Below are 9,150 nucleotides of genomic sequence, written 5' to 3'. Positions count from 1 at the left end.
TCGGGCACACTTAGGCGGATGTATCCGACTGACCCCACCCAGCACGTATCGCATGAAACCATTTACACGGCTATCTACGCTCAGCCGCGTGGCGAATTGCGCCGCCAGTTGATTGCCTGCCTGCGCCACGGCCACAACACCCGCATGTCGCGCACGCGCGGCACAGACCGACGCGGGCAGATTCCCGACATGGTGAGTATTCACGTACGCCCGCCCGAAATCGAGGACCGCCTGCTGCCTGGCCACTGGGAAGGCGACTTTATAAAAGGCGCTGGGAACCAATCCTCCGTTGGCGTGCTGGTTGAGCGCACCAGCCGGCTGGTGCTGCTTGCCAAGATGGACGATGCTACCGCCGCCTCAGCTCTGGCGGGCTTCTCGGCCAAACTCAACTCGATTCCTGAACCCCTGCGCCACAGCTTCACTTATGACCAAGGCAAGGAACTTACGCGCCATCAGGAACTCGCCGCGGCCACCGGCGTGCGCGTGTACTTCTGTGACCCCCATAGCCCCTGGCAACGCGGCACATGTGAAAACACCAACGGCTTGCTGCGACAATACTTGCCCAAAGGAACCGACCTCTCGGTCTACACACAGGACGAACTCGATGCTATCGCCGACAGCCTGAACAACCGGCCGCGCGCAACCCACGCGTTCTATTCGCCGCTCGAGGTCTTCGCCGCCACGCTCGCCTCAGCAAGCCAACCTCAGAACGCTAAACATTAACCCCCCTGTTGCACTTCGGCTTGAAACCGCCGTACCATTCGTCAAATGTGCGGGACAAGAAGTAGCCCCAGTCAGTGGGATCGACAGACCAGTCCGTGACGATCGACTCCGGATTGCCGGGACGGGCTGCCCCTGAGCCCAGCAGAGGCATTGACTCCAACGGCCAGTGTTGCGGCGCAACCGTATGAAAATCCCTGGGCTCGACGCACGGAATGAATTGCATATAAGTGGACCCGACTTCATGACGCAGAAACCGGTAGACGTCGAGCGGACGTCTCGCGTTGCGCCGGTTCACGACGGTCAGCGTATTGAATTTCACACCATGCTTTTTCAATAACCCGACACCCCGCATGACGTCGTCGAAGGTCGGGCGCCCCTTGCGATCGACCCGATACAGGTCGTGCAACTCGCGAGGACCATCGATACTAATGCCGACCAGGAAGCCGTTCTCCTTAAGAAACGCGCACCATTCATCGGTCAACAGCGTGCCATTGGTTTGGAGGTCATTCTCGATGCGTCGCCCTTCAGGCCGGTATTTCAGTTGCAATGCAACGATCGCCCGGAAGAAGTCAAGCCCGAGCATGGTCGGTTCACCACCCTGCCATGAGAAGATCACGGCCTCGCCGTTCTGCGCCTCAATATACTGACGGATGTACCGCTCAAGCATCGACGGCTCCATGCGAGCCCCGCGATGCTGCTCGAGCAGTTGTTCCTTGTGCAGGTAATAGCAGTATGCACAGTTGATGTTGCAGGTCGATCCGATGGGTTTTGCCATCGCATGAAAACGGCCCTTCCGCGCCGGCGCTTCGGGTTCGGCGCCCGGTGGCGAATTGCGCACGAAATGAATAGGAGCGGCGCGTTCAGTGCGGGGCATTGAGCCTCCCAATGTTTTACCGGAATTCTGAAGCGCAACAAGCCAAAGACAATTCCTTATTGGCCGGGGCCCTTACTCGCGGACTCCGCCTGAGTCATGCGTTTGCTCATTTCCGCCTTGACCGCATCAAGGTTGAAGCTGGCGCCACGCTGCATGGGCGGATAGTCGATAAACGTCTGCAACTCCTTTCCAATGACCTGCTGGACGAACACGAATCGCCAGAACTGGAACTTAAACCAGTCGAAGTATTGTTGTCCACCGTCTTTCGTCCCATTGCTAGGCCAGCCCGTACGCTCGAATGGATCAAGGCGTAGGTTGGTGATATAGGGGACGTCGGGTCGCGTTTTCTCTCCAAGCCAGCCTTCGGGCTGGTCTATGAAACGGAACTTGTAGTCGTCGATGCGCACGGCCCCGATCGTGCTTTCGCCGAGATAGAAAATCTCGTGGCGCGCTGACGGCCCCTTCCCGGCGATGGCGGCGGCTTGGTTGTAGCCATCGAGATGATTCTTATAGGTCCGGTCGCCGATCTTGACGCCCTTTAGCAATTGGTCGGTTATGTTCGGATTGCCGGCGACAGCAGCGAACGTCGGTAACCAATCTAAGCCCGAAAATAATCCGTTTTGTACCGAGTCCGCTGGCACATGACCAGGCCATCGAAGAATAGCGGGCACACGGAAGCCGCCTTCCAGGACGGTTCCCTTTGATTGCGCGAAAGGCGTCTGACCACCATCGGGCCAGGTGAAGACCTCGGTACCGTTGTCGGTGGTGAAGAGCACGATCGTGTTGTCGTCCACGCCCATGTCCTTGAGCTTCTTCATCACGAGACCCACATCGTCGTCGAGCTGGGCCATGCCGGCTTCCTCTTCCGACCAGCCGTTTTCTGCGTTGCGCATCGCTTCATACTTCGGCGAGAGATGTGTAACGATATGCATGCGCGTCGGGTTGAGCCAAACAAAGAATGGCTTTCCGTCTTTTTGTGCTTTGTCCATAAAATTGGTTGCGCCGTCGCGAATCTCATCATCCACGGTTTCCATGCGTTTCGGATAAAGTGGACCGGCGTCCTCGATCCTTTGCTTGCCGACCTTGCCCCAGCGTGGCACATCGGTGGAGTCGCTGTTATCAGTCGCCCAGCAATGGACCATGTTGCGTGGACCGACGACATTCAGCAGATTCTGCGGATAGTTTGGATGCGCCGGATCTTCCATTGCATCAAGGTGGTAAAGATATCCATAGAACTCGTCGAACCCATGGACGCAGGGCAGAAACTCATTTCTGTCGCCCAGATGGTTCTTACCAAACTGACCGGTGGCATAACCCATCGACTTGAGCACCGTCGCAATCGTCACTGCCTCGGCGGGCAGGCCGGTTAGCGCGCCCGCCTGACCGACTGTTGTCATGCCAGTGCGGATGGGCAACTCGCCTGTGATGAAATTGGCGCGTCCCGCCGTACAGCTCGCCTCTGCGTAGTAGTCAGTGAACAGCATGCCCTCCTTCGCGATCCGGTCGAGGTTGGGCGTACGGCCGGCCATTAGACCGCGATGGTACGCGCCTATATTCCACATACCAATATCGTCGCCCATTATTACGACGATGTTAGGTTTGCCAGCGGTGCTCTGGGCCAGCGCTGGCGTGGTAACCGCCGGTAGAAACACCGTCGTCGCGAGCAGTGTGGAAAGGATGCGTTCTTTCATTTTCATTTCCATTTCTCCTCGGTCCGCTATAGCCGTGTAGCACAGCCATTTGACTTGCAAAAAAACGAGCATTGAAACGGAATTTCAGAACGACAGGCAGCACGCGCGAAGTCAGCCGCGTGAAGGTGATATCGATGAACCCAACCCTCTCTTTATGTGAAGAAGGCGGTGGATGCGATGCCTGATAGATTAAGCTGTATCGGTGAACATCGGTCAATGGGACTTTGGTCCACTACCGCCTGCCGTAGTTTTGTGTTTAAAAAGCTCAGCTAACGACTGACGTTTTCGCAGAACCCCCTTATCCGCGCTAACAACCAGGACAGTTGCGCATCGTTTTCTTGAATCGAACCGCAAAAAGACCTATTTTCCGCAGACGGCTTCGTCAAGCCCGGACGCTCAAGTGGCTGGAATAACAATCATCATCTTAGAGGCTATAACAACGGCGCCCATGGGCTCAATGGATCTGCTGATGCGCTTGTAGCATTGGACGGCGGTTTCAAAGGAGTTTTCGATACGGATTAAGATCCCATTGAAACCCGTAACGAACAAACCAAAAACCCGTCTAGCGTTTTTATAGGGGAATGCTAAATGGAGTAATGAGCAAGATTTGTCGAGGGTGAGTCAACGCGCCTGTTAACGCGGTCTCCGTGGCGACGCAATTCGTGTGTTTAGGCGGGGTTCGCGCTAGTAACCGAAATGACCAGATTAATAAACGTCGCGGGCGGGCTGTGCGCGTGCCTCGTGCTCATGTCGGCCCTGGGAGGATGCGGTGCAACTGCCCCGGCACAGGCGGTCACACAGCCGGGCGCCTTTACCAACGACGTTCTTCCTTCATGGAACGACACGGCTCAAAAAAAGGCGATTGTCGATTTCGTCAGAAGACGACGACCGTCGGCTGCGCCGACTTCGTGCCGCAGGCAGACCGGATTGCCGTTTTTGACGACGATCGCACGTTATGGCTGGAAGCCTGCGTACTGCAGTTCGTGTTTGCGCTCCAGAGGCTTTAGGCCCCGGCGCCCCAGCATCCCTGAATGGCGCAGTCAGGAGCCGTATCGCTCTGCGCTCGCCGGCGATATGGCCGGTGTGTTCGCCGAGAACGGCGAAGCGAACGCGATGAGATTGATTGTGGCGACCCACGCAGGAATGAGCGCCGACCAATTTGCCACACAGGCGCGCGACTGGCTCGCCTCAGCGCGCCACAAGCGCTTCGACAGAACATATCCCCAGCTGGTTTATCAGCCCATGCTGGAAGTGCTGACCTATATTCGGGCAAATGGCTTTAAGGCCTTCATCGTGTCGGGCGGCGGTGTCGAATTTTATGCGCGGATTCGCAGATCAAGCGTATGGCATCCCGCCGGAGCAGGTCGTCGGCAGCAGCATCCAGTATCAGTACACCGAAGTCGCTGGCCAACCGACGCTCATGCGCATCGCAAAGGTAGAAAACGTCGACGACGGCCCCGGTTGAACCAGTTTCGACAGTCAAAGGGATGGACGGCGGGCGCCGACGCTTCGGTCGCGGTTGTAAAAGTACGTGCCACGGCTCGATCGACACGACGACCGCGACGGCGCCGGTTCAAGTCATCGCCCTGACAAATGCCGGGCTGATGGGCAATTTGTCGCTTGAAGGAACCAAGGTTTCCCCCTTAACCATTTGAATGTTGAGTGGTTGCGCTAGAAGAATCATCGATGAATGTGACCGGTCCGGCACCGGCACCATGGCCGAGCTGACCCGGCAAGCTGGGGCAGCCTCTACGGCTCTATCCGGAGCATGCATACCTGAGCCGACGCAGCGGCAGTCGAAGCTGCGGTCCGCCGTGCTTTATCCCAAAATTCGGTGAAAATCGTGTATTGCTATGCGTAATGAAGTTGGAGGTCCCGCACCGGAAGTGGAGGGCGCTCTCCACGAACGCAGCAATAGCGGCGTTCGCCGCCGCGGCGGCGACAGCCGCGTTCCGGCGATCACAACGACAGACGCACAGATGCTTTCCCGAACAGAACCACCCCCGAGTGCCGTGCGCCGGATGACCGCCGGGCAGAGGCTACTTGACGGCGCATCGGTGGACGCGGTCGCCGAGCGACTGCATCTCTGCACTCAAACCGTGAAGCGCTATGAGGCCGCCGTGAATTCGGGCGGGCTTGCAGCGCTGCAAAAGATGAGCGTCGGCGGCCGCTCATCGGTCCTCGATCAGGAGGCGCTCGAATGGATCGCCTTGACGCTGCGAGGCCCGGCGCGTGCACATGGCTTCGAAAGCGACGCTTGGACCAACGCGCGTCTGCGCGGGCTCATTGAACAACGATATGGCGTGCGTTTCTCGCGCGTCTACATTTGGCAGATTGCGACCAAGCTCGGTCTGGGACATTTGCTTTCCAAATCACGTCGCTAGCCGCGTCGACCGACCGTCTTGTCACTCACGAAAGGAGCATCGCATGTCACCTAAAGGTCAATCGCGCGTTCTCAGAACGGGTCTCGCGCACGCAACCGCCATCGCTGCGATGGCCGCTGCGATGGCGCTCGCTGATACGGCCATCGCGCAGAACGCGGCATCAGGCGCCGGGGACGACACGCGGGGCGCTGCGACTGTCGCCGAGGCTCAGGCGCATGTAGTCGGCATCGATCCGGCGACAAACAGCGTGGCGCTGCAGGGCCCGCAGGGCCGCATCGTCGAGGTCGCAGTCAATCCCGAAGTCGGCGATGTGAAGAAGCTGCAGATTGGCGACACGGTCAACATCCAATATCGGAACGCGCTTCTCGTGCGCGCGACAAAGGTGAAATCAACGGGGATCCGCGAACGAGTCGACACCGAAGCGACGATTCCTGCTTCGGGCGGCGTCGCTGCGACGGCCCGCAGCGTGCAAATCCTCGCGACGATCCAGAAGATAGACGCGCAGAAGCGCCTGATCACGCTGCGCGGACCGAGCCGCACCGAAGTTTTCCAGGTCGCGCCTGATGTCTCGCTCGACGGACTGAAGACCGGCGACACCGTGCGGGCCGAGTTCGTGTCGGCCACGGCGATTCAGGTGCTGCGTGGCGGGGCGGCGGTGAAATGACCGTGGCGTTGTCCACGGCGCAAAGCGTTGAGGGTTTGCGCGCAGTGCGCTGGGACAATTCCGTCCCAGCACCTGCGCGTCGAAATGAATCGCCACATTGTCGGGCCAAGGGGCGAAGGCGAGGCTACGCGATGTTTTCTCACAAGCGCAGCGCGGCGAAAGTGTCGCTCGACCCGCGCGAGGTGGCGAATTGCCGAATTGTCGCCGCGTTCCCGATCACCCTAAAAGCGATGACGCAGGCCCGCGGTCACCTCGACTTGGTTGCTAGTCGATGAAGGCGCGCTCAACCCATTAATGAATGCCACCCCCAGTGCGGTGTTCTGGCTCGTGCTGACTGACTGATAGACACCTTGCAGATACACGTCCGTGCGTTTGGAGAGGTTGTAACCCGTTTGTAGACCAACCTGATTCCAGTGCGGAGTACCGCCTCCGGTATTGCCCCCCGCGCGTGAGTACGTATAAGCGCCCGACACGTTCATCGCTGGCGTCAGGTTATAGCGGATATTGCCTTCGAAGTTCTGGATATGGGTACTCAAACCGGTCTGGAATATCTCAGTCAGGTTGGTCTGTGTATACACGAACCCAACGACTGCCGGTCCGAACGCGTAGTTCACCCCCGCTCCCCAGGTTTGTTGGCGCGCGGCACTAAGCGTCTGCCCGTCCGTCACGGCGCCGTTGGCATTGAAGTTGGCCGCCGCCTGGGAACTCGCGCCATTATTCAGGTGAAGGTACCCGGCGCCAAAGTTCAGGGGACCCCAACTATACGATGCTCCCACGCTATAGGCGCGATTGTTCGCAAAAGCCCCTGCTGCATTTGAGAATCCGTACAGCCCACCGAACCGGAATCCCGCATAGTTAACACTTTGGTATTTAACCGAATTGTTGATCGAGAACGAGTTGTTGTTTAAGTTATCGTTGTTGAACGGGTGCGCGAAATGAGTTCCGCCATACTCCGTGCCAGTCAGCGCCAGCGGTCCGACAAAATCGATCATGCTGTCGTACTGGCGGCCCAATGTGACAGCACCAAAATCGACGCTCGACAGACCGACGAAGGCCTGACGGCTAAACTCCCGACCGCTCTGTGAATAGGTCCCGTTGTTCACGTTAAAGCCGCTTTCCAACGTGAAGATTGCCTTGAGGCCGCCCCCCAAATCTTCCGCCCCGCGCAGGCCCCAGCGGCTGCCCTCCACCGAACCGCTGGTCACCTGCACGTTGCTGCGCCCGCCTTGACTGGTGAGCTGGCTATTCGTATAGGTGATGCCGGCATCGATCAGGCCATAAAGCGTAACGCTACTTTGCGCGACCGCGGTAGTCGCAAACACGCCCAGAAGGGCTGCCGCCAAAATGTTCCTTTTCATTGAATCGCTCCGGAAGATTGTTGACAAGGTAGTTCCGCGTAACGAATAACCAAGGTCCACAAACATCAACAACGAAATCCCCGGTACCACCATCGCATATTTTCATTGAAACGGTATGCAATCAGCAATCCATTAATTTATGAGCTAGACTGAAGTTTATTATTCGCTCTTTCTCGTCGGATAGGTAGGGGAAAAGATCGTAGTGGGTTTCCCATCGGGCACGGATTCGGCGAGAAGTTCCCGGTACAGCTCGCCTGCAATCTGCAAAATCGTCTCTACTGAGGGTTCCGCTGCGCGGGCTGACTCGCGCCGGGAAAGCCGGAAACGCTGTCGTCTCAACGCACGGCTCGAGTTTGCGCTGCGAGTGCCGTATTGACTCGCGAGCGGCCCGCCAGATAGTATGTCCACGTCAGTCAGATTACGGCCACTCGTCACGCGCATCACGCCCCGTCCTCTGCTTCACTCGTCGCACTCGAAGCCGCCGTCATGCATTCGAATCTGATCAAGGCCGCCGTTGGAGCTTTATCTCGCGCAAAGCGCGATCAGCCGGTCGATACAGCTGCTTGACGAATGTATTGGGCGCTCGTTCAAGTGCGCAACCACCGGTTGCTGCGCCCCACGATCGCAGCCGAAAGTTACGCGGGACCACGTGCAATGGCGCCTCGCTAACTGCGAGGCGGCCGCGCTCGAAGTCCATGAAGCGGTCCCTAATGAACGAGACGCCGGTTCCGGTATCCGGCCCCTTTGATTAGGACTTTCAGCGACGGGTCTACAATGCTCAGCCCGGCCATCTTTGCCGTTGGCACAACCGACGAGTTTGCGAGGAAGGCGAGGGCTCTGACAGAAGCCCTATCAGTTGCAACCGTGCTTGTTTGCGGTCTTGTAGCAGGTGGACCCGCCGGGACCGTGAGCCACGCCTTTGCCATTCTTTGTCTTCGCCTCGCCGCCTCGATTTGTCTGGCTCGTTCGTACATCGTTCTGGTTAGTCTGGGATGTCCAGGCGGTACCGCTTTTCTGGTTATAACCACCGGTAGTGTGCCCGTTGCCGCATACCGTTTCACCACGGGCGTTCGTCGCACATTCTGCAAATGCGTTTGCGGAGAGGATTACGCAAATCAGTAACGCCAAAGTCTTCATGACTATCTCCTACTGCGGCTGCACGAGCCGCTACACTGCCGGCGTCGCTTGAATGCATCTGGCCTGGCCGATCGGACAGGAACCGACCCGGTATGAGTGTACGCTTCCTTTGGTCGTTTATCGCGATACGGACGGTAGCGCTGCCTTGTGTTCAGCGCGGCGGGAATCAAGGAGGAAAACAATATGTAGGAGGACGGGCGTCGTTGGCCGCATCGGCGGTAGTAAAGGGCCGCTCCGCGCTGGTAAGCTGCGTTTGCGCTCAAGCTTGAACAACCGTCCGGTGTGGATCCCCGTACGAAAGTTGATGGCGCGGTCGGCG

At 58.2% G+C, this 9,150-nt stretch carries 8 protein-coding genes; 5 read left to right on the top strand and 3 right to left on the bottom strand.

The annotated features are described in order from the left end of the window. Positions 1 to 723: IS30 family transposase (locus AWB66_RS31570; RefSeq protein WP_087633924.1), on the top strand; the 723-nt coding region annotated here is incomplete at its 5' end. Here AWB66_RS31570 and AWB66_RS31565 read toward each other — a convergent pair. Together AWB66_RS31565 and AWB66_RS31560 are read right to left on the bottom strand one after the other, a co-directional pair. Next, entirely contained in the window at positions 713 to 1,597 is an 885-nt protein-coding gene (locus AWB66_RS31565; RefSeq protein ID WP_235021341.1) for a radical SAM protein, read from the bottom strand. The genes AWB66_RS31570 and AWB66_RS31565 overlap by 11 nt on opposite strands. A gap of 56 nt (positions 1,598 to 1,653) precedes the next feature. Further along, on the bottom strand, positions 1,654 to 3,294 hold the full coding sequence (locus AWB66_RS31560) for an arylsulfatase (protein WP_235021340.1): 1,641 nt from the start codon (positions 3,292 to 3,294) through the stop codon (positions 1,654 to 1,656). Positions 3,295 to 4,121: 827 nt separating this feature from the next. On the opposite strand from AWB66_RS31560, the gene AWB66_RS33905 reads away from it, so the two are divergent. From AWB66_RS33905 to AWB66_RS31540, 4 genes are all read left to right on the top strand, one after another. Beyond that, positions 4,122 to 4,295 carry a hypothetical protein gene (locus AWB66_RS33905; protein WP_159462988.1) on the top strand — a complete coding sequence of 58 codons (174 nt, stop codon included), beginning with the start codon at positions 4,122 to 4,124 and terminating at the stop codon, positions 4,293 to 4,295. Positions 4,296 to 4,606: 311 nt separating this feature from the next. Then, positions 4,607 to 4,753 carry a hypothetical protein gene (locus AWB66_RS34745; protein WP_235021339.1) on the top strand — a complete coding sequence of 49 codons (147 nt, stop codon included), beginning with the start codon at positions 4,607 to 4,609 and terminating at the stop codon, positions 4,751 to 4,753. Positions 4,754 to 5,267: 514 nt separating this feature from the next. Continuing rightward, positions 5,268 to 5,672, top strand: a complete 405-nt coding sequence (locus AWB66_RS31545) for a helix-turn-helix domain-containing protein (protein WP_087633922.1) — start codon at positions 5,268 to 5,270, stop codon at positions 5,670 to 5,672. 121 nt (positions 5,673 to 5,793) lie between these two features. Next, positions 5,794 to 6,336 (top strand): copper-binding protein, encoded by a 543-nt coding sequence (locus AWB66_RS31540; protein WP_087633921.1) that lies wholly within the window; start codon positions 5,794 to 5,796, stop codon positions 6,334 to 6,336. Positions 6,337 to 6,557: 221 nt separating this feature from the next. On the opposite strand, the gene AWB66_RS31535 is transcribed toward AWB66_RS31540, so the two are convergent. After that, positions 6,558 to 7,694: a porin gene (locus tag AWB66_RS31535; RefSeq protein WP_087633920.1), complete on the bottom strand. Its 1,137-nt coding sequence runs from the start codon at positions 7,692 to 7,694 to the stop codon at positions 6,558 to 6,560. Positions 7,695 to 9,150: the final 1,456 nt, after the last annotated feature.

It is taken from the genome of Caballeronia telluris (genome assembly GCF_001544495.1).
Taxonomy (GTDB): domain Bacteria; phylum Pseudomonadota; class Gammaproteobacteria; order Burkholderiales; family Burkholderiaceae; genus Caballeronia; species Caballeronia telluris.
The sequence above is the reverse complement of the archived record's forward strand: the minus strand, read 5'-3'. Positions and strand labels throughout refer to the sequence as shown.

What these genes read in the sequence shown, in the direction of transcription:
- AWB66_RS31560 (WP_235021340.1), bottom strand. Translation starts at nt 3,294, where the DNA reads ATGAAAATGAAAGAACGCATCCTTTCCACACTGCTCGCGACGACGGTG.
- AWB66_RS34745 (WP_235021339.1), top strand. Translation starts at nt 4,607, where the DNA reads ATGCGCGGATTCGCAGATCAAGCGTATGGCATCCCGCCGGAGCAGGTC.
- AWB66_RS33905 (WP_159462988.1), top strand. Translation starts at nt 4,122, where the DNA reads ATGGAACGACACGGCTCAAAAAAAGGCGATTGTCGATTTCGTCAGAAG.
- AWB66_RS31535 (WP_087633920.1), bottom strand. Translation starts at nt 7,694, where the DNA reads ATGAAAAGGAACATTTTGGCGGCAGCCCTTCTGGGCGTGTTTGCGACT.
- AWB66_RS31545 (WP_087633922.1), top strand. Translation starts at nt 5,268, where the DNA reads ATGCTTTCCCGAACAGAACCACCCCCGAGTGCCGTGCGCCGGATGACC.
- AWB66_RS31565 (WP_235021341.1), bottom strand. Translation starts at nt 1,597, where the DNA reads ATGCCCCGCACTGAACGCGCCGCTCCTATTCATTTCGTGCGCAATTCG.
- AWB66_RS31540 (WP_087633921.1), top strand. Translation starts at nt 5,794, where the DNA reads ATGGCGCTCGCTGATACGGCCATCGCGCAGAACGCGGCATCAGGCGCC.